Source organism: Ralstonia pickettii (assembly GCF_016466415.2).
GTDB lineage: Bacteria > Pseudomonadota > Gammaproteobacteria > Burkholderiales > Burkholderiaceae > Ralstonia > Ralstonia pickettii.
Window position 1 is genome coordinate 203,990 of sequence record NZ_CP066772.2, and the last position, 17,058, is coordinate 221,047.

The following is a 17,058-nucleotide window of genomic DNA, read 5'->3' on the forward strand; positions in this document are numbered from 1 at the left end:
CGATCATGCACAACGCCGAGCACAACCAAGTGCAGCCTCAGCCCGAAGAGCCGGTGACTCACCGTCCGGAGAGCGCCAAGCTCACGCAACCGCCGCCCGACGCCCCACGCAACGACCCGCTGGCGCAAGCGTCTCGCCGCATCCTCTCCGTCGACGCCGCCGGGGCGGAAGCGACTGACAACACCGTCGATACCGACGGCAAGGGGCTCGAGGCCGCAAAGAGTGCGTCTCAGTGGCAAGACAACGTCATCTACTCGAACGCGTCGCTCGACAACAGCCGGCCCGAGCCGGACCCGGCGGCGCCCATCGCCGGGATCGACAGCCGGCCCAATCAGGGGCGCCCCACCATCGCTGCGGAGCCCGGTCAGCGGGTGGTCATGCGAGGCGTGGTCGATGAAACGGCCCGCAATGGCACGCGCGCCGCGCAGCGGTTTTCACTCGAAGACGACGAGCAGTGAGGAGCCTTAGCATGGCGCGTTGACACGCGCTCTTCTCTCTGCGCCCCGTCGCCGCGGCCCTCAGGCGTTTGAATCGCCACCGCTGGGAACAACGATTTCGATTGCAGCATCCCCGGGGCGATTGGCCGTTTGAATGAAAAAACGCGGCCGGACCAGGGCCGCCGAACACGACACCGCCGCGCTCAGTGCGCCAGGGCGTTGAAATTGGGCGGCCGCCGATCGACGAACGCCCGGAAGGCTTCATGCGCCTCGGGCGATTGCAGCCGCCGCGCAAAGCAGGCGCTCTCCGCATCCATCTGTTGCTTGAGCAGTTCGGCATCGCGCATCAGGCGCTTGGTTTCGGTCAGGGCGCCCAACGGCTGGCGCGCCAATCGCGCCGCAATGGCCTGCGCCTCCGTGCCGAGCTGATACAGCGGCACTACTCGATTCGCCAAGCCCCACGCGAGCGCGGATTCGGCGCCCACCGCATCGCCCAGCGCGAACATCTCGAACGCGCGCACGTGGCCGAGTCGGGCGGGCATCAGCAGGCTCGATGCAGCTTCCGGCACCAGCGCCAGATTGACGAACGGCGTGGAGAGCTGCGCGTTGTCGGCCAACAGCACGAAATCGCAATGCAGGAGCATGGTCGTGCCAATGCCGACCGCGCGGCCCTGCACCGCCGCCACCAGCGGGCGCGTGGCACGTGCGAGCGCGTGCAGGAAGCGGATGACATTGCGCTCGCCATCGCCCTTGCCGCCGGCCATCGCAATCGACGCGAATTCGCCGATGTCGTTGCCGGCGGAGAACATGTCGCCTTCAGCCCGCAGCAGCACCACGCGCACGGTACTGTCACGCTCGGCGGCGCTCAGCGCATCGGCCAGCGCGCCATACATCGCATCGGTGATGGCGTTCTTCTTGTCGGCGCGGGCCAGGGTAAGCGTCAGCACGCCATCGGCGTTATGGCTTTGGATATGTTCACTCATTGTTCGTCTCCGTTGGGGAACTTGGTTTGCAGGCTGGCCAGCCAGCGTGCGACAACGTCGATCTCGGCGTCAGTAAAACCTTCGGTCAGCCGCGCGTTCAACTCGGCCAGGCCGTTGCGTGTTGCTGCCAAGGCTTCGCGGCCGGCGGGCGTGATCCAGAGTTGCCAGGCGCGACCATCCTTGGCGTCTGCGCGGCGCTCGATGAGGCCGGCGTCGGAGGTTCTATCGACCAGGCCGCTCATGGCGGAGGGGCCGAGGTCCAGCGCGGCGCCGGCTTCGCGCATCAACGCGCCGTCGTTCTTCTCCAGGAAGAACAGCAGGCCGGATTGCGCGGCGGTCACGCCCTCGCCGGTACGCGATTGAATCCAGCGCTGCAATCGGCGTTGCCCAACGCTGATCAGATAGACGAGGCGGCGGTCGGGTGCCGTCATGCAGCCTCCGCTTCGTTGCATGTGGTGGCGGCACGTTCGCGCAGCCAATCCACCAGATCTGGCCACAACGTGGTGGCGAACTGCGCGCGGAAGAAACCCATGTGCCCCACCGCGCCGCCGGCCTGCGCAGGCGTGATCTGCCGCCGCTCCACCCACGTGTTCGTGAAGTGCATCGTCAACGCGTTGATGGCGGCGGGCGTGGCCCACGGGTCGTCGTCAAAGCCGTAGACGAGCACCGGATGCGTGACGCGGTTGAAGCGCTCGATGGCGCCCAGCGTCGGGTCATCGAAGAAGTAGCGCTGCATGCCGGCCCATGCGCCCCACTCGATGGCGACACCGCCCGGCAGGTCTTCGCCCAGGCCCATGCGCTTGCCGGGCACGTAGCCGATCAACCGCGCCATCAAGGGGCCAACGCCGCGCAGGATCAGGTCTACGCGCCAGCGTTCACCGCGTTGGCGGATGAAGCGCGCGTTGCCCGTGTGGCAGGCCACTTGCACCACGCCCGCGACGTCCCAGTCCGCACTGCACAAGCCGATGGCGTGACCGCCCACAGAATGCCCAACCGCCAGGTGTGGCAGTTCCGGGTAGCGCGCCCTTGCCCATCGCATCACGCCTTCGGCGTCTAGCAGCGCCCAGTCGCGCATGCGCGCAGCAAAGCGGCGCAGGCTCTTCGGCCGGGATGCGCCGATGCCGCGGTAGTCATAGGTGATGGTGTGGAAGCCGCGCTCGGCCAGGAACTTGGCGAACGCCTGGTAAATGCGTTGCGGCACGCCCGTGGCCGGGTGCATGACGACCACGCCGTGCGGCACGCCGGCAGCGGTCCAGAGCATGGCGCCCAGCGGGTAGCCGTCCGTCGCGGGAATGGTGTGCGGTGTGCTGTCCATGGCGGGAAATTAGTTCGCATGCGAAGTGTTTTACTTTGTATGCGAACTAAATTGGCCTGTCAACGACAGAAAGATAAAGTACTTGCTTAACTATTCGAACTCGCTATAGTTAACCACATGCTTAACCATGACACCTCTCTCGATCTCGCCTTCCAGGCCCTGGCCGACGGCAACCGGCGCGCGATGCTGGTGCAGCTCGTGCGCGGGCCTGCGTCGGTGAGCGAACTTGCCCAACCCCTCGATATTTCGCTGCCCGCGGTGATGCAGCATCTGGCGGTGCTGGAGAACTCCGGTCTCGTGCGATCGGAAAAGGTGGGCCGCGTGCGGACTTGCCGTATCGAACCCGAGGCGCTGAGCCTCGCCGAGCAGTGGATCAACCAACGACGCCTGGAGTGGGAACAGCACTTCGACCGCCTCGGCGCCTACCTGGAAACACTCAAAACCCAAGGAGACGTACATGACGACGACCATTGACCGCCCCGCCGGCACGACCCTGCGCCCTCTCGTGATCTCTCGCACCTTCCCGGTTTCGCGCGACTGGGTCTTCAAGGCCTGGAGCACCGCCGATCACATCAAGCGCTGGTTCTGCCCGACGCACTACACGGTGCCGGATGCAACGGTGGAGTTTCGCGTGGGCGGCAAGTTTGACGTCTGCATGCGCTCGCCCGAGGGCCAGGACCACTGGTCGCGCGGTCACTTTCTGGAGATCGTGCCGAACGCGCGCCTGGTCATCGACATGAACGTCGTTGACGGCGACAACCGCCCGCTGATGAACGCCCACACCGTCGTGACCTTTGCCGAAGAAACCGGCGGCGGCACGCGCATGGAAGTTACGCAAACCCACACGCCGCTGGCGCCGATTGCCGAGATGATGATCAAGGGCGCGTCCGAAGGCTGGAAGCAGACGCTCGACAAGCTGGAACGCGAAGCCGCAAGCGTGCCGGTGGCCGATGGCATCCAGCGCTCTGTGGTGCATGCCACCTTCACGGTGGAGCGCACGTACGACGCACCCCGTTCGCGCGTGTTCAAGGCGCTGACCGACCCGGCCGCCAAGGCCAAGTGGTTTGCGGGCGGCAACGGCTACACCTTGCTCGTGCGCGAAATGAACGCCACGCCCGGCGGCCGCGAAGTCGTCAAGGGCCGGTGGGACAGCGGTGTCGTGTCCAGCTTTGAAGCGCTGTATCACGACGTCATTCCGAACGAGCGCGTCGTCTATTCGTATGTGATGCACCTGGACGACCGCAAGATCTCCGCATCGCTCGCCACGCTGGAATTGCGTGAGCCGAAGGACGGTTCGGGCGGCACGCATCTCGTGATGACCGAGCAAGGCGCCTTCCTGGATGGCTACGACGACTCCGGATCGCGTGAGCGCGGCACGCAGTTCCTGCTCGACATGCTCGGCAATTCGCTCAAGGACTGAGCATCTGCACGACGTCGCGCGCAATGGTCGCCAACGTGACCGCCGCGCCGACGATCAACACTGCCGCCCACAACACGCCGCCCAGGTGCGCCAGAAGCGCCTGGCGCGGCGTCATTGCGCGTACTGCGCGAGACCGTTGCCGAACGACCAGTTCTCGGGCAGCACCTCCACCAGGTTGATAAACACGTCTTCGGGCCGTATGCCGGGCTCCTCGCCCAGCAACTCGACGATACGGCGATAGAGGGCCTGCTTCTGCTCGCGGTTGCGCGTGTTGTTGGCGGTGATCTGGATGATCACAACGTCGTCGCTACGCGCGATGCCAAAGTACGTCGGGCTGACGCTGAAGGTGCTCGCGTCGTGCTCGGTGAGCGTCATGAAGCGGTCGTCTTCCGGCGCGTTGAAGGTCTCGCGCATGGCGCGATAGACGCCGTCGAAAATGGCCTGGTGATAAGCGGCAGGCTTGCCGCGCCGCAGCGACACTTGAACGAGAGGCATGGTCAACTCCGAGGTTTGCAGTGACCAAAGCATGCCCCACGTTGATCATTCAAAAAAGGCATCCTAAGATATTTCAATCATTCGATTTCAAAATGATTGAGCCATGAAGATGCTGGATATGGAGGCCGTCCAGGCCTTCGTGTTGACCACCGATCTGAAGAGCTTCACGCGCGCGGCGGAGGCCATGGACTCCACGCAATCCGCGGTGAGCCTGAAGATCAAGCGGCTGGAAGATGCGCTGGGCCGCCGGCTTCTGGAACGCACGCCGCGTCTCGTGCGGCTGTCTCAGGATGGCGCCGCCTTTCTGGTAGCGGCGCGCGAACTGGTGGCCGCGCACGAAGGCGCGCTCGGCGCGTTTGGCGTGGAACGGCGGCGGCTGTCGGTCGGGATCAGCCATCACATCGTCGGCGCTGAACTGCCACGGCTGCTCCGCCAGATGGGCTTGGCCGAACCTGCATTGACGCTGGAGATCCGCATCGCCAGTTCGTGGGAGATCCTCGACATTTTCGAGAGCGGCGCGTTGGACGCGGCCATCGTACTGCGCCACGACAACCGCCGCACCGATGGCGAAGTCCTCATGGAAGAACCGTTCGGCTGGATGGCTGCGCCCGACTTCGAACACCGCGCCGGCGACCCCATTCGCCTGGCAAATCAAGCGGACACATGCCGCATACGGCAGATGGCAGTCGCCACGCTGGAAGACGCGGGCATTCCCTGGCAGGAGGTGTTTGTGGGCGGCGGTGTGGCCACCATCGGGGCGGCCGCGGCAGCGGGCCTCGCCGTGGCGGCCCTCAGCCGCCGCGTGGCGCCGCCCGGCACAGTGGACATGGGCGCTGCGCTCGGCCTTCCTCCGCTTCCACCACGCAGCGTGGTGCTGCATTCCCGTTTGACCGATTCTGCGGCGAAGAAGGCGCTACGCACGTTCGCGTCCACCTTGCGGGCCACGGCGGGGCGTTAGCCGATAACCATAGGCGCAGATTTGCGCAATCGCTGCACCGCGCGGCGCCTGCGGGGCGACTATGCTTTGCCCCATGAAACCGCGCACTGAACACGATTACCACCGCCGCATCGCCCGCGTGATCCAGGCGATTCTGGCCGACCCCGCCGCGCCACATACGGTGCAGAGTCTGGCCGCGGTGGCCCACCTGTCGCCGTTTCACTTCCATCGCATCTACCGGGCGCTGACCGGCGAAGGCGTATTCGAGACCGTCCAGCGCATGCGGCTGGCGCAGGCCGCGCGGCGTTTGAGCGGCGCAGAAGATTCCGTCACCGACGTCGCGCTCAACGTGGGCTATGGCAGCCCGCAGGCATTCGCGCGCGCCTTCCGCGAGTTCACGGGCGTAAGCCCGCGCGCCTTCCAGACCCGGCAGCAGGCGCTGAATGTGCGCAGCGCCGATACGGAAGACCTGCCGCCCATCGAGCTGATCTAGCAGCCGCCTTTGCACGCGCTCTGCCTGCGCCACGACGGCCCCGTCGCAACCATCCGCCAGACGTTCATCACGTTGCGGCAACCGCTCGGCATCGACATGGAATCGGCGGATGCACCCGATCGCATTGGCATCTGCCACGGCGACCCCGAAACGCCCGGCTCCTTTGAGTACTTCGCGGGGGTCATCCTCGATGCGCCGCGCGCCATCACCGGGCCGTTGCTCCCGATGCGGATCGAAGGCGGTCTCTACGCTTGCCACCGGCTGATCGGTCCTTATGCGCTGATCGCGCCGACCATGCAGGCGCTCTACGGCGGATGCCTCCCAAGCTACGGCTTTGAACCGGACGACCGGCCGGCACTTGAGTTGTATCGCAGCCCAGGGCGGCACCACCCGCCGCGTGCCTGCGTGACCGATCTGATGATCCCCATCCGCAAGGAGTAGAGATGTTGCACCGTTGCCTTGCCGCCGCGCTGGCGGCCGTCGTCATGGGCGCTGCCCATGGCGGTCCGGCAGACGCACCCGCTGCGCCGTTTCACGTGGGCGAAACCACCCGCACGTTCCACCCGCAGGCTGAACGCCATTGGCGCGGGGCACGCACGCAGGCGCTCATCACCAACATCTGGTATCCGGTGGACATTTCCGTGCCGGAGGTTTCGCACAACGTCGATGCGCCGGGCCGGTCGCCGTTCCGCATGCAGCCATCTGCCGGCAAAGCGCCCGTCGCGTCAACGCAGGCGCAACATCCGCTGCTGCTGCTTTCGCACGGCACGGGCGGCACGGCAAGCAGCCTCGATTGGATGGCCGCTGCGCTGGCCGCGAACGGCTACATCGTCGCGGGCGTGAATCATCCCGGTAACACGGCACTGGAACCGCTCACGCGCGATGGCTTCATGCTGTGGTGGGAGCGCGCCACTGACGTGAGCGAAGTGCTGGACGGCGTGCTCGCCGATCCCGTGTTGGGCGCGCATGTCGATCGCACGCGCATCGGCGCCGTGGGCTTCTCGTTGGGTGGCTATACGGTGCTCGAACTTGCCGGCGCACGCACGGATGTCCCGGCGTTCATGGCGTTCTGCGGCTCGCCGCAGGCCGACGCGATCTGCCATCCACCCGAGATGGCCCGCGCGCAGATCAACCCGACCGTCGACACAACAAGATCACCGCAGACGGAAGCGTCCCTCGCCCGCTCCGGTGCGTCCTACCGCGACGCACGCATCAAAGCCGTTTTTGCGATGGCGCCGGCACTGGGCATGGCGATGGACGCCACGTCGCTTGGCAACATCAGCATCCCGGTCTCGCTGATGGCCGGAGACGCGGATATCACCGTGCCCGTCGACACCAACGTGCGCCGCGTCGCCAAGATGCTGCCCAAGGCCGATCTGCTGCTGGTGCCGGGCGCGTCGCACTACACGTTCATGGATACGTGCCTGCCGGGGGCCGCACCCCATGTGCCGCTGCTGTGCAAGGACAACCCGGGCGTCGACCGCGATGCGGTGCATGCCGAGGCCGTGCGCCGGGCGCTGGATTTTTTCGGGGCGGCGCTGCCCGGTCAGACCTGAGCGTCGCCCGCGATTCGATGCAGGTCGATTACTGCTTCTGCACCGCCACGCTGCCGATCGAATAGCCCGCGCCAAACGAGCAGATCATGCCCAGGTCGCCCGACTTCAGGTCGGCACGGTGGCGGTGGAACGCGATGATCGACCCCGCCGATGCGGTGTTGGCGAACTCATCCAGAATCACCGGCGCTTCGTCGGCCGATGCATCGTGCCCAAGCAGGCGCTTGCCGATCAGCTGGTTCATTGCCAGGTTGGCCTGGTGCAGCCAGAAGCGGCGCACGTCAGCCGGGACATGGCCGAGCTGCTGCAGATGGCCGGCAATGTGTTCGGCGGCCATCGGGCAGACTTCCTTGAAGACCTTGCGGCCCTCTTGGCGGAAGAGCTGATCGCGGTCGTCCGGGTTGCGGTCTTCGCTGCGCGAGAGGTAGCCGGCGTTGTTGCGGATGTTGTTGGAAAAGCTCGTCGCGCACTTGGTGCCGAGCACGCGCCAGGCGTCGGCGGAGCGTGTGTCTTCCGCGCGCTCGACCAGCACGGCCGTGCACACGTCGCCGAAGATGAAGTGGCAGTCGCGGTCTTTCCAATCGAGGTGACCGGAGGTGATCTCGGGGCTCACGACCAGCGCCGCCCGCGCCGTGCCGCTGCGCACCGCATTGATGGCCTGCTCCAGCCCGAAGGTGGCCGACGAGCACGCGACGTTCATGTCGAACGCGTAGCCGCCCGCGCCAATGCCGTTCTGGATCTCCACGCCCAGTGCCGGATACGGCCGCTGGAAGTTGGACGTTGCGCACAGCAGCATGTCGACCTCGGCGGCATCGCGGCCGGCAGCGGCCAAGGCATCGCGCGCGGCCGCCACGCCAATCTCAGCCTGCAGCGACAGCGCATCGTCGGGGCGCGGCGTCAGACGCGGGCGCATGCGCGTTGGGTCCAGCACACCGGCCTTGTCGATCACGTAACGCTGGCGAATGCCTGAAGCCTTCTCGATAAACTCGGCCGACGATTCCGCCAGCGCCGTCAGCTCGCCCGCGGCAATCGCTTCGGCGTGCTGCGCGTTGTAGCGCTGAGTGTAGGCGTTGTAGGAGGCGACCAGCTCCTCGTTGGTGATGACCTCGGGCGCGACCCACAGGCCCGTGCCGCTGATAACGACGTCGTGCATACCCGGAATTTATGAATTTTTCGTGGCGGCGACGATAGCACATCGGCCCGGCAATGCGGGGGCCAGCATGTGGTCGTTTACGTCTAGTTGGACCTTGCGCAGCGGGGCGCACATGCGCCGACACCATCCCAACTCCGCGCCCCCGGCCCTCGCCCTCGCCCAGCCAGCAAAACAAAACGGGTGACAGCACCGCGCCGTCACCCGCGCTTTGTTCCGCAGCGTGGGCGCTGCGGCTACTTGTTCGCCGCAACCTCCATGATCATCCGCGACAGCAGATAAAGGCGCGGCACGACGCTCTCCACTTCCGCATATTCCTCCGGCGTGTGAATGCCGCCGCCAACAATCCCGAAGCCATCCAGCGTGGGCGTACCGACACCCGCCGACAGGCTGGAATCGGCCGCGCCGCCGCTGCCCTCCAGCGTGAGCTTGCGGCCGATCTCGGCGTAGATGGCTTGCGCCTTGGCGGCCAGTTGGTCGGACGCTGCATTGCGCGGCATCGGCGGGAAGCTGCGCACCAGCGAGGTCTTCACTTCCGTCTCGGCGATCAGCTTGTTGGCCGACACGCGCGTCAGGTCGCGCTCCACGCGGTCGAATTCCTCCGGCACGGCCACGCGCACGTCGGCGTACGCCGTTGCATGGTCGGGGATGACGTTGGTCGCGTCGCCCGCCTTGAGCACCGTCACGTTGAAAGTCGTCTGCTTGGCACTGTCGCCCAGCTTGCCGACTTGCAGCACCTGGTGCGCCAGTTCGTTGGCGGCGTTGCGACCGGATTCGGGCGCCACGCCGGCGTGCGCGGCCTTGCCTTTGACGTCGATCTCCGCCGTGCCGCTGCCCTTGCGCCACACGACCAGCCCATCGGCGGGCCGGCCCGGTTCCAGGTTGAGCGTCACGTCATGCTGCTTGGCTTCGCGCTCGATCAACGCGCGCGTGCCCTTGGAGCCGGTTTCCTCGTTGGTGTTGAGCAGCAGCGTGACTTGCCCGTATTGCTTGAAGTCGAGCTGCTGCAGGATCTTCATCGCATACAAACCCGCCACCACGCCGCCCTTGTCGTCCATCACGCCGGGGCCATAGGCGCGCTTGTCCTTGATGTAAAACGGCTTGGCGCGTGCGGTGCCGTCCTTGAAGACGGTGTCCATATGCGCCATCAGCAGAATGCGCGTCTTGCCGGAGCCCTTCCAGGTCGCCAGGATGTTGTTGCCCACTGCCGGCGCGGCGGACACCGTTTCCACCTGGGCGCCAGCCTTGCGCAGTTCGTCGGTGACGATGGTGCCAATCTGGCTCAGCCCCGCTTCGTTGCCCGTGCCCGAATCGATGTTCACCAGGCGCTCGAGCAATTGCAGAGCGTCGCCGCGGTAGCCCTCGGCGGCGGACAGCACCTTGGGATTGGCATCGGCGGCACAAGACAGGCCTGAGGCACACAGCAGCAGCGCAGCAACGGCAAGGCGGGACGGTTTCATACAGGACCTTTGTAGCGAGTGGCAAAACAGCCATTACACACAACATCAGTGCTGGCCGGGCAGCCATGTTGCGCGAGGCGCACGGTCGTCACCCGCAGCTTGCTCTTGGCAAGCCGTCATGCAGTGGCACAACTATTCATTGCATGCATTACCAGTCATTCAAACAATAAATTTCACAAATAATGCACGCGCCGCTAATCTGGTTTCCCCTTTGATTTGGCGGGCAGACGATGGCGGAGCTTTATCTCGTACGGCACGGACAGGCCTCGTTTGGCGCGGCAGATTACGACCGGCTCTCCGAGCGCGGCGAGCAGCAGAGCGTCTGGCTTGGTGAATATTTTGCGCGGCAGGATATTGTTTTTGATCGCGTCATCTGCGGCACCTTGCGCCGCCACGAGCAGACTGTCGACGGCATCCTGCGCGGCATGGGCATTTCAGGCACGGCATATGAGCAGCATGCCGGGCTGAACGAATACGACTTCCAGGGCCTCTTTGCCGCGCTGGGAGAGGATTTTCCGGAGCTGACGCAGTTGGCCTCGGGCTCAATGCGCGATCACTACCGGGCGCTCAAGCAAGTGCTGCATCTATGGTCGGACGACAAGATCCGCGGGCCCCTGCCCGAAACGTGGGCCGCCTTCCAGCAACGCGTGGCCGACGCCCGCGCGGCCATCCAGGCAGGCGGCGGGCAGCGTGTGCTGGCGATCAGTTCCGGCGGCCCCATTGCGGTGACCGCGCAGCAGGTGCTGGCCGCACCGCCCACCACCGCCATTGCGCTGAACCTGCAAATCCGCAACAGCAGCGTCTCGCAGTATTTCTTCAACGCCGAATCGTTCCAGTTGGCCACTTTCAACGGCGTCCCGCATCTGGACGATCCGGCGCGACGCGCGTTCCAGACGTACGGCTGATCGCCCAGGCCGGACGCCCATAACAGATCACCATTGGAGGAGCACACCATGAGCACGAACCTGTTCGACCTGACCGGAAAGATCGCCCTGGTTACCGGCGCCAGCCGCGGCATTGGCGAAGAGATTGCCAAGCTGCTGGCAGAACAAGGCGCGCACGTGATCGTGTCGAGCCGCAAGCTGGCCGACTGCGAAGTCGTAGCAGAACGCATCCGCGAAGCCGGCGGCAAGGCAGAAGCCCTCGCCTGCCACGTCGGGCGCATGGAAGACATTGCCGCGGCGTTCGACACCATCCGCCGCACGCACGGCCGGCTCGACATTCTCATCAACAACGCGGCGGCCAACCCGCACTTCGGCCACATCCTCGACACGGATCTGGCGGCGTACGAGAAGACTGTTGAGGTGAACATCCGCGGCTACTTCTTCATGTCGGTTGAAGCCGGCAAGATGATGAAGGCGCAGGGCGGCGGCGCGATCGTCAATACCGCGTCGGTCAACGCGCTGCACCCGGGCGACAAGCAAGGCATCTACTCCATCACCAAGGCCGCCGTGGCCCACATGACGCGCGCCTTTGCCAAGGAATGCGGGCCGTTCGGCATTCGCGTGAACGCGCTGCTGCCGGGGCTAACCAAGACGAAGTTCGCAGGCGCCCTCTTTGAAGACAAGGCCACGTACGACCGCTGGATCAGCGAAATCCCGCTGCGCCGCCACGCCGAACCGCGCGAGATGGCGGGCACGGTGCTTTATCTCGTGTCGGATGCGGCGAGCTACACCAACGGCGAATGCATCGTCGTCGATGGCGGCATGACGGTCTGACACTGGGCGTTTACGGCATCGACTGAGCCGCCCGGCACGCTAGTGCGGCGCGGCCGCAACATCGTCCTTGAAATCTGTGGATACCTGTATATATTTACAGTAACTGTAAATTTATACAGCACTGCCATGGACGACCTAATCCGCATCGAAAACGAGTACGACCGCCAGACGGTGCTCTGGCTGCGCGAGCGTCTGGGTGAACAGGCGCTGAACGAAGTCGTGTTGCGCATGGATGTGCGCGGGCGGCCGTATGCGTCGGAAGTCTGCCGCACGCTGGGCCTGACGCCGCCGCCGCGCAAACGCGCGACACCCCGTGCGCGACCGCTCAACCGGGCTGTGGGCGAAGCCTATCTGGCCACTATTCGCGGCATCCTTGGCGGCGGACACGCAGCGGCGTAAGCCGGCGTGCGCTAGTCCGCAAGTGTGGCTGCCGTCTCTTCGCGCAACCAGGCGAGCCACGCGCCGGCCGCGCTGTCGGGCGCAATAGGCGCATCGGCCAGCAAGTAGTAGCCAGAGCCGTCGCGTCGGAACCCTTCGGGCGCGACCAGCCGCCCATCTTTCAGGTCATCACCGGCCATCAGCTTTGACGCGATGGCGGTGCCCTGCCCCGCCAGGGCCGCCTGCAAACTCAGATAGAAATGTTCGTAGCGCGCTTCGGGCAGCCGCCCTCGCGGCCGTGCCGTGCTGCTGGCGCGCCACCATGCCTGCCATGCATCGGGGCGCGTGACGGTGTGCAGCAGCCGTCGACGCGCGGCAATATCCGCTTGGCGGGCGTGTACCGGGCCGATCCACTCGTCGCAAATGGGCGCCGCATGCACGTGCGCGGGCCACGCAAAGTCATCACGGCGCAATGCGACGTCCACCCCGGTGCGCGCGAAATCGATCGGCCCGCCCGCCGCAAACAGATGCACCTGGATGGCCGGATGCCGCGCCTGGAAGCGCGACAGTCTCGGGATCAGCCACCGCATCGCCAGCGTCGGTTCGCATGACACCACCAGCGTTGAAGACATTGCCCGGCGGGCGATCCGGTCGATGCTATCTGTGAGAATTTCAAACGCATCTGTGGCAGCCGCATGCAACTGGTCGCCCGCTGGCGTCAGGAAGACGGCCCGATTGCGCCGCTCGAACAGATCCACCCCTAACGACGCTTCCAACTGTCGTATCTGCCGGCTGACAGCGCCATGCGTTACGTGCAGTTCCTGGGCCGCACGCACGAAGCTGCCATGCCGTGCAGCAGCTTCAAACACACGCAGGGTATTCAGTGGAGGCAGCGCCATCTGTCAGTTTTTCTCACCTAAAAACGGCATCATAAATCGATTTTCGGCGATGATGGGTGCATCCAGAATTGGCGCACCCCCACTTTGCGATTGCGCCTGACATGACCGAACTCCTTGCTGTTGCCCTCATCACCATCCTCGCCGTCATCAGCCCAGGCGCGGACTTTGCCATGGTCACGCGCAACAGCCTGCTGCATGGGCGGCGCGCCGGCGTGCTGTGCGCGCTGGGCATTGCGCTGGGCGTACAGGTGCACGTGTTCTACACGATGTTCGGCGTAGGGCTGCTGATTGCGCATGCGCCAACCCTTCTGCATGGCATCAAGCTGGTAGGCGCGGCGTACCTGGTGTGGATTGGCTGGAAGACGCTGTCGGCCAAGCCGTTGCCCAGCGGCGAGACTGCCGGTAACAGCGTCGACGCTCCAACGCTATCGACCTTCGCAGCCCTGCGCATGGGCTTTCTCACCAATGCGCTCAATCCAAAAACAACGCTGTTCGTGGTCAGCACGTACACGCAGGTTGTTCACGCGAGCACGCCGCTGCTCGCGCAGTTCGGCTACGGCCTGTTCATGTCGGCTGCGCACGCGATGTGGTTTGCGTTGGTGGCCGCAGCGTTTGCGTCAGGCGCGTTGCGGCGTTCGCTGCTGGCGCGGCAGCGCATCGTGGACGGCGTGATTGGCGTGATCCTGATCGGATTGGGATTGGCGCTGGGGCTTGCGCGGCTTGCGTGATGTCGCGCGTAACAGCCTGCCCATGCCTGCGCCCGTGCCGTCTGTCCCAGGTCTTCTGCTGCATTAACAGGCGCCAGCCCGTTTGAGACAGTGCCCTCGCGCCCTGCCCGTCGCTACGTGACGATGGAGGCCATCGCGCAAACCCGCTGACTCGCAGCACAACCTCACACCTGGAGTGCAACCATGCAATGGAATCGCGCCTTCACCGACCTCATCCGCAACGGCCGCGCAGCTTACTGGGGCAACTGGACGCTCGCCCCCACCATCAAACCCGGCGCCGTCGGTTTTGTGTCGCCAGACACCGGCGACTTCACGCCCGTCAAGCCGGAAACACCTGGCGTGGCGGTCAACACGCGCATCGTACCGAACCAATGGAAACTGTCGACCAACAACGTCCACCGCACCGAGACCAACGTCAAGCTCGATGGCTCGGCCACCGACCCTGAAAGCGGCACCAAGATCAACGCGGGCGTGGAAGTGAAATGGGAGTTCTCGTCGGTCGGGTCGATCGCCTCGGAATTCGGCATTGCTTCGGAGTCCTACATCAGCGACCTGACGCAACTCACACGGCCCGAGACGATCAAGTGGCTCGCCGAACAGGCGCAGTCCGTCAGCATGGGTTCGGGCGGCAATATCGCGCAGGGCTTCGGCGTGGTGACCAGCGTGATTCTGGCCAACAGCGGGCTGAACGTGGGCTCGCAAGACAACAACGCGTCGTTCTCGATCACGGGCTCGGCGGGCGCTGTGCATGACATGCTCGGCAGCGCGACGGGCAAGGGATCGTTCGTGTCGGTCAACCAGACCAAGAGCGTCGACCAGCATCTGTGGCCGTTCGAGCCCGGCAAGCAGGCGCCCGCGCCCATTCCGGTGGCCTACACCTTTGCGTCGTTCGACGGCAACCTGCTGATCCCGAACTGGATCACGCGTCTGGGCGGCTTCGAGATCTACTTCAACAACAAGCCGGGCAGCACTTACGTCACGCACATCAAGCTGCGTTTCAACACGCCGCAAGGCCCGCGCAGCGATGAGTTTTCGCTCAGCGGCGGCATCTCCAAGACGGTCGCGAACATTCCGCTCAACGCCACCGATATCCAGGTCGACGTGAAGTTCCAGGGCGTCGTGAACAGCGACAACTATTCGTTCCGCTGGCCCAGCCCGCTCGGCCAATGGCTGACCGGCCGGCGCGAGATCGAGATGACCGGCGTGTGGCCGGGCCCGACCCACGCCGTCGAGAAGTAACGCCGAAAAGCAAAGCGGCGGATCGTCCGGGAGGGGACGTCCGCCGCGCTGCATCCGTATGCGGTATGTGTCGCGTTACGCCGCCTGTTGGCGCTTGCGTTCGATATTCGGCAGGAACACCGTCAACAGGCCGATCAGCGGCAGGAACGAGCAGAGGTGATAGACGTTGTAGATGTCGGTTGCATCGGCCAGCTTGCCGAGCACCGCGGCGCCGATGCCGCCCAGCCCGAACGCAAACCCGAAGAACAAGCCCGACACCATCCCGACCTTGCCGGGAATCAGCTCCTGCGCATACACGAGGATGGCCGAGAACGCCGAGGCCAGCACCAGCCCGATGATCACCGTCAGCACGGCCGTCCAGAACAGGTTGGCGTACGGCAACAGCAACGTGAACGGCGCCACGCCCAGAATCGACACCCAGATCACCACCTTGCGGCCTACGCGATCCCCAATCGGACCTCCCACGATCGTGCCCACCGCCACCGAGAACAGGAAAAGGAACAGGAACAGCTGCGACGTCTGTGCCGACAGGTGGAACTTGGTGATCAGAAAAAACGTGTAATAGCTGTTCAGGCTCGCCAGATAAAAGTACTTCGAGAACAGCAGCACGACCAGCAGCGTCATCGCAAACGCGACCTGCCCGCCTGACAGCTTGATCGCGGCATGTGCACGGCCACCCGCCTTGCTGCCATGGCCCGCGGCACGTTCACGCTTGTACCAGCCGCCCACGTGATACAGGACGAAGATGGCGATCAGCGCAGCGATCGAAAACCACGCGAGGCTGTGCTGCCCGTACGGCATGAGGATGATTGCCGCGAGCAACGGACCCATCGCGCTGCCAGCATTGCCACCCACCTGGAACAGCGACTGCGCCAGACCATGGCGGCCGCCCGACGCCATACGCGCCACGCGCGACGATTCCGGATGGAAGATCGACGAGCCGGTGCCCACCAGCGCCGCCGCCAGCAGCACCGTGCCAAAGTTGGGCGCCACCGACAAAAGCACCAGCCCCACCAGCGTAAAGCCCATGCCCACCGCCAGCGAATACGGCTTCGGATGCTTGTCGGTGTACAGCCCCACCATCGGCTGCAGCAGCGACGCCGTGATCTGGTACGTGAGCGTGATCAGCCCGATCTGCGAGAAATCGAGATGGAAGTTGCCCTTGAGCAGCGGATAGATCGCCAGGATCAACGACTGCATCATGTCGTTGAGGAAGTGCGCGAAGCTGATGGCGCCGATCACGCCAAAGCCGGTCTTGTCGGCCTGCGCGGCGGCAGTCGCCGGGGCAGCGGCCGTGCCATTTGCGGTGGTTTGCATGATGGTTTGAGGTCACAAAGTTGAGGCGAGGAAGCGCTCAATCTTCCGCCTAAACGGTGCAGGCGTGTTACCGCAAATTCGACAACGATTAGCGCGAACCTGACAATCTATTGCTACGGCAGAAGCGTCAGCTCGCGCCGCGCCCCTTTTACTAAAACAGGAGGCGTCTTCCCGCAAACCCTGACCCCGCTTGCCCTGGCAGGTAGCTAACGTGTTAGCCGTTTTCTCGCGGAGGGCTACTCCGTTCGTAGCATGGCCGCTCAGGAGACGCTTTCTATACTCGCCAGCATGGACTGCAGCACGACGCCGGAGCACCAGCATGGCGCCAGTGCCGACGGCCTGACGGAGCCCGATGCGTGAGCCATTTCACACGCACGATGATCCGCAACCCGAACCGATGACCAGCATCGACGATGCCGCACATCGGCCAACATGGGAGGGGAGCCATGATGATCCTGCTAACGGGAACGCTATGCCGCGCGATGGGAGACCTTTTCTATCAGGCCCTGCTCGACGACCGGGTCGTCTGCTGCTTC

At 64.9% G+C, this 17,058-nt stretch carries 21 protein-coding genes; 12 read left to right on the plus strand and 9 right to left on the minus strand.

Going from position 1 to position 17,058, the window contains the following annotated elements; all coding sequences use genetic code 11:
* Positions 1-5: 5 nt before the first annotated feature.
* Positions 6-458 carry a DUF3005 domain-containing protein gene (locus RP6297_RS17085; protein ID WP_009277088.1) on the plus strand — a complete coding sequence of 151 codons (453 nt, stop codon included), beginning with the start codon at positions 6-8 and terminating at the stop codon, positions 456-458.
* 182 nt (positions 459-640) lie between these two features.
* Here the strand turns inward: RP6297_RS17085 and RP6297_RS17090 are convergent, their stop codons facing one another.
* From RP6297_RS17090 to RP6297_RS17100, 3 genes are read right to left on the minus strand one after another with little or no spacing between them, the layout of a single operon-like run.
* Positions 641-1,420: an enoyl-CoA hydratase gene (locus RP6297_RS17090; protein WP_009239947.1), complete on the minus strand. Its 780-nt coding sequence runs from the start codon at positions 1,418-1,420 to the stop codon at positions 641-643.
* Entirely contained in the window at positions 1,417-1,851 is a 435-nt protein-coding gene (locus RP6297_RS17095) for a MarR family winged helix-turn-helix transcriptional regulator (protein ID WP_009239948.1), read from the minus strand. Before RP6297_RS17095 ends, RP6297_RS17090 begins: the two co-directional genes overlap by 4 nt.
* A complete protein-coding gene (locus RP6297_RS17100) occupies positions 1,848-2,735 on the minus strand; it encodes an alpha/beta hydrolase family protein (RefSeq protein ID WP_009239949.1) in 888 nt (295 codons plus the stop codon). Before RP6297_RS17100 ends, RP6297_RS17095 begins: the two co-directional genes overlap by 4 nt.
* Positions 2,736-2,852: 117 nt before the next feature.
* Between RP6297_RS17100 and RP6297_RS17105 the strand changes: the two genes are divergently transcribed.
* Both RP6297_RS17105 and RP6297_RS17110 read left to right on the plus strand, forming a co-directional pair.
* The gene (locus RP6297_RS17105; RefSeq protein WP_009239950.1) at positions 2,853-3,209 is read left to right on the plus strand and encodes an ArsR/SmtB family transcription factor; all 357 of its coding nucleotides are present in this window, start codon (positions 2,853-2,855) and stop codon (positions 3,207-3,209) included.
* Complete coding sequence (locus tag RP6297_RS17110) at positions 3,193-4,155, plus strand: SRPBCC family protein (protein WP_009239951.1); 963 nt, start codon at positions 3,193-3,195, stop codon at positions 4,153-4,155. The genes RP6297_RS17105 and RP6297_RS17110 overlap by 17 nt, the downstream gene beginning before the upstream one ends.
* Here RP6297_RS17110 and RP6297_RS22720 read toward each other — a convergent pair.
* Together RP6297_RS22720 and RP6297_RS17115 are read right to left on the minus strand one after the other, a co-directional pair.
* Complete coding sequence (locus RP6297_RS22720) at positions 4,145-4,270, minus strand: hypothetical protein (RefSeq protein ID WP_009239952.1); 126 nt, start codon at positions 4,268-4,270, stop codon at positions 4,145-4,147. The two genes, RP6297_RS17110 and RP6297_RS22720, sit on opposite strands and share 11 nt — an antisense overlap.
* On the minus strand, positions 4,267-4,650 hold the full coding sequence (locus RP6297_RS17115) for a tautomerase family protein (protein WP_009239953.1): 384 nt from the start codon (positions 4,648-4,650) through the stop codon (positions 4,267-4,269). The genes RP6297_RS22720 and RP6297_RS17115 overlap by 4 nt, the downstream gene beginning before the upstream one ends.
* Positions 4,651-4,753: 103 nt before the next feature.
* Between RP6297_RS17115 and RP6297_RS17120 the strand changes: the two genes are divergently transcribed.
* From RP6297_RS17120 to RP6297_RS17135, 4 genes are all read left to right on the plus strand, one after another.
* A complete protein-coding gene (locus tag RP6297_RS17120) occupies positions 4,754-5,608 on the plus strand; it encodes a LysR family transcriptional regulator (RefSeq protein ID WP_009277087.1) in 855 nt (284 codons plus the stop codon).
* 73 nt (positions 5,609-5,681) lie between these two features.
* The gene (locus RP6297_RS17125) at positions 5,682-6,080 is read left to right on the plus strand and encodes a helix-turn-helix transcriptional regulator (RefSeq protein WP_009239955.1); all 399 of its coding nucleotides are present in this window, start codon (positions 5,682-5,684) and stop codon (positions 6,078-6,080) included.
* A 9-nt stretch (positions 6,081-6,089) separates the two neighbouring features.
* Positions 6,090-6,521 (plus strand): AraC family transcriptional regulator, encoded by a 432-nt coding sequence (locus RP6297_RS17130; RefSeq protein ID WP_009239956.1) that lies wholly within the window; start codon positions 6,090-6,092, stop codon positions 6,519-6,521.
* 2 nt (positions 6,522-6,523) lie between these two features.
* On the plus strand, positions 6,524-7,636 hold the full coding sequence (locus RP6297_RS17135) for an alpha/beta hydrolase family protein (RefSeq protein ID WP_009239957.1): 1,113 nt from the start codon (positions 6,524-6,526) through the stop codon (positions 7,634-7,636).
* 28 nt (positions 7,637-7,664) lie between these two features.
* Here the strand turns inward: RP6297_RS17135 and RP6297_RS17140 are convergent, their stop codons facing one another.
* Together RP6297_RS17140 and RP6297_RS17145 are read right to left on the minus strand one after the other, a co-directional pair.
* Entirely contained in the window at positions 7,665-8,786 is a 1,122-nt protein-coding gene (locus RP6297_RS17140) for a beta-ketoacyl-ACP synthase III (protein ID WP_009239958.1), read from the minus strand.
* A 233-nt stretch (positions 8,787-9,019) separates the two neighbouring features.
* A complete protein-coding gene (locus RP6297_RS17145) occupies positions 9,020-10,243 on the minus strand; it encodes a M20/M25/M40 family metallo-hydrolase (protein WP_009239959.1) in 1,224 nt (407 codons plus the stop codon).
* A gap of 230 nt (positions 10,244-10,473) precedes the next feature.
* Here RP6297_RS17145 and RP6297_RS17150 point away from each other — a divergent pair, with 230 nt between their 5' ends.
* The 3 genes from RP6297_RS17150 (at position 10,474) to RP6297_RS17160 (ending at position 12,360) form a co-directional block, all read left to right on the plus strand.
* Entirely contained in the window at positions 10,474-11,148 is a 675-nt protein-coding gene (locus RP6297_RS17150; protein WP_009239960.1) for a histidine phosphatase family protein, read from the plus strand.
* A 48-nt stretch (positions 11,149-11,196) separates the two neighbouring features.
* A complete protein-coding gene (locus RP6297_RS17155) occupies positions 11,197-11,961 on the plus strand; it encodes an SDR family oxidoreductase (protein ID WP_009239961.1) in 765 nt (254 codons plus the stop codon).
* A 126-nt stretch (positions 11,962-12,087) separates the two neighbouring features.
* On the plus strand, positions 12,088-12,360 hold the full coding sequence (locus RP6297_RS17160; RefSeq protein ID WP_009239962.1) for a hypothetical protein: 273 nt from the start codon (positions 12,088-12,090) through the stop codon (positions 12,358-12,360).
* Between the two features lie 11 nt (positions 12,361-12,371).
* Here RP6297_RS17160 and RP6297_RS17165 read toward each other — a convergent pair whose 3' ends face one another.
* Complete coding sequence (locus RP6297_RS17165; protein ID WP_009239963.1) at positions 12,372-13,238, minus strand: LysR family transcriptional regulator; 867 nt, start codon at positions 13,236-13,238, stop codon at positions 12,372-12,374.
* 101 nt (positions 13,239-13,339) lie between these two features.
* On the opposite strand from RP6297_RS17165, the gene RP6297_RS17170 reads away from it, so the two are divergent.
* Positions 13,340-13,966 carry a LysE family translocator gene (locus RP6297_RS17170; protein ID WP_009239964.1) on the plus strand — a complete coding sequence of 209 codons (627 nt, stop codon included), beginning with the start codon at positions 13,340-13,342 and terminating at the stop codon, positions 13,964-13,966.
* 183 nt (positions 13,967-14,149) lie between these two features.
* Entirely contained in the window at positions 14,150-15,205 is a 1,056-nt protein-coding gene (locus tag RP6297_RS17175; protein ID WP_009239965.1) for a hypothetical protein, read from the plus strand.
* Positions 15,206-15,280: 75 nt separating this feature from the next.
* Here the strand turns inward: RP6297_RS17175 and RP6297_RS17180 are convergent, their stop codons facing one another.
* On the minus strand, positions 15,281-16,522 hold the full coding sequence (locus RP6297_RS17180) for an MFS transporter (RefSeq protein ID WP_009239966.1): 1,242 nt from the start codon (positions 16,520-16,522) through the stop codon (positions 15,281-15,283).
* Positions 16,523-17,058 lie beyond the last annotated feature (536 nt).

Excerpts from the sequence above, each read along its gene's own strand:
- RP6297_RS17125 (WP_009239955.1), top strand. The coding sequence starts at position 5,682 with ATGAAACCGCGCACTGAACACGATTACCACCGCCGCATCGCCCGCGTG.
- RP6297_RS17160 (WP_009239962.1), top strand. The coding sequence starts at position 12,088 with ATGGACGACCTAATCCGCATCGAAAACGAGTACGACCGCCAGACGGTG.
- RP6297_RS17145 (WP_009239959.1), bottom strand. The coding sequence starts at position 10,243 with ATGAAACCGTCCCGCCTTGCCGTTGCTGCGCTGCTGCTGTGTGCCTCA.
- RP6297_RS17135 (WP_009239957.1), top strand. The coding sequence starts at position 6,524 with ATGTTGCACCGTTGCCTTGCCGCCGCGCTGGCGGCCGTCGTCATGGGC.
- RP6297_RS22720 (WP_009239952.1), bottom strand. The coding sequence starts at position 4,270 with ATGACGCCGCGCCAGGCGCTTCTGGCGCACCTGGGCGGCGTGTTGTGG.
- RP6297_RS17150 (WP_009239960.1), top strand. The coding sequence starts at position 10,474 with ATGGCGGAGCTTTATCTCGTACGGCACGGACAGGCCTCGTTTGGCGCG.
- RP6297_RS17110 (WP_009239951.1), top strand. The coding sequence starts at position 3,193 with ATGACGACGACCATTGACCGCCCCGCCGGCACGACCCTGCGCCCTCTC.
- RP6297_RS17090 (WP_009239947.1), bottom strand. The coding sequence starts at position 1,420 with ATGAGTGAACATATCCAAAGCCATAACGCCGATGGCGTGCTGACGCTT.
- RP6297_RS17100 (WP_009239949.1), bottom strand. The coding sequence starts at position 2,735 with ATGGACAGCACACCGCACACCATTCCCGCGACGGACGGCTACCCGCTG.
- RP6297_RS17165 (WP_009239963.1), bottom strand. The coding sequence starts at position 13,238 with ATGGCGCTGCCTCCACTGAATACCCTGCGTGTGTTTGAAGCTGCTGCA.
- RP6297_RS17140 (WP_009239958.1), bottom strand. The coding sequence starts at position 8,786 with ATGCACGACGTCGTTATCAGCGGCACGGGCCTGTGGGTCGCGCCCGAG.
- RP6297_RS17085 (WP_009277088.1), top strand. The coding sequence starts at position 6 with ATGCACAACGCCGAGCACAACCAAGTGCAGCCTCAGCCCGAAGAGCCG.
- RP6297_RS17120 (WP_009277087.1), top strand. The coding sequence starts at position 4,754 with ATGAAGATGCTGGATATGGAGGCCGTCCAGGCCTTCGTGTTGACCACC.
- RP6297_RS17105 (WP_009239950.1), top strand. The coding sequence starts at position 2,853 with ATGCTTAACCATGACACCTCTCTCGATCTCGCCTTCCAGGCCCTGGCC.
- RP6297_RS17095 (WP_009239948.1), bottom strand. The coding sequence starts at position 1,851 with ATGACGGCACCCGACCGCCGCCTCGTCTATCTGATCAGCGTTGGGCAA.
- RP6297_RS17155 (WP_009239961.1), top strand. The coding sequence starts at position 11,197 with ATGAGCACGAACCTGTTCGACCTGACCGGAAAGATCGCCCTGGTTACC.
- RP6297_RS17175 (WP_009239965.1), top strand. The coding sequence starts at position 14,150 with ATGCAATGGAATCGCGCCTTCACCGACCTCATCCGCAACGGCCGCGCA.
- RP6297_RS17115 (WP_009239953.1), bottom strand. The coding sequence starts at position 4,650 with ATGCCTCTCGTTCAAGTGTCGCTGCGGCGCGGCAAGCCTGCCGCTTAT.
- RP6297_RS17170 (WP_009239964.1), top strand. The coding sequence starts at position 13,340 with ATGACCGAACTCCTTGCTGTTGCCCTCATCACCATCCTCGCCGTCATC.
- RP6297_RS17180 (WP_009239966.1), bottom strand. The coding sequence starts at position 16,522 with ATGCAAACCACCGCAAATGGCACGGCCGCTGCCCCGGCGACTGCCGCC.